The following is a 629-nucleotide window of genomic DNA, read 5'->3' as shown; positions in this document are numbered from 1 at the left end:
ACTTGCCGGCGCGTTCTTCATCCTGCCAGGCTTCGAGCAACCGCTCGGAGAGCCAGCGACAGGCCTGCACCAGGAATGCTCCCGACCCCATCGCCGGGTCGCAAACCTTGAGGTCGAGGAGTTCTTCCGAGGACTTGAGTCGCCAGTTCTCATGTGACTCACCTTCGGCCGGCCCAACATAGGCGACCGGCTCAAGTGTCTCAGTGACGATAGCCTCGGTGAGCGACTTGGGAGTGTAATGGGTACCCGTCTCCCTGCGATCGGCCCCCGTGGTCACCATGTAGGATCCCTGGGGATAGACCAAGGGGTAACCCCAACTGTCGATACGCAGCAGCTGGAAATAGGGAGTGATACGATCGCACAGCGCCTGGTCATTGTGACAGGCAGCGAGCAATCTGGCGTTATCCTCGGGATAGACGGGCTTTTTCAAGTCGTTGCGGACTCTGGAGATGGCACTGCCGGTACGTTCCTTCAGCAGTCTCTCGACGGCCTTCCCTTCCTCGGCCGCTTCCAACTCTTCCAGACCTACCCAAGGCTTCTTGGAGCTCTTGGTGGCATCCAGATCCAAGATCACTTCCTTGGCACATTCGACCGTGTGTTCCAGCAGGCCTTCGTAGACGTGGCCGATG

At 59.1% G+C, this 629-nt stretch carries 1 protein-coding gene; it reads right to left on the bottom strand.

Annotated elements, in window-relative coordinates; all coding sequences use genetic code 11:
• On the bottom strand, positions 1-629 hold a 629-nt coding region (locus ACOCD2_RS24765; protein WP_419626339.1), incomplete at both ends, for an N-6 DNA methylase.

The sequence above is a fragment of the Thiolapillus sp. genome, assembly GCF_048562965.1.
GTDB classification, from domain to species: domain Bacteria; phylum Pseudomonadota; class Gammaproteobacteria; order Chromatiales; family Chromatiaceae; genus Thiolapillus; species Thiolapillus brandeum_A.
This window is presented reverse-complemented; position numbering and strand designations above follow the sequence as displayed.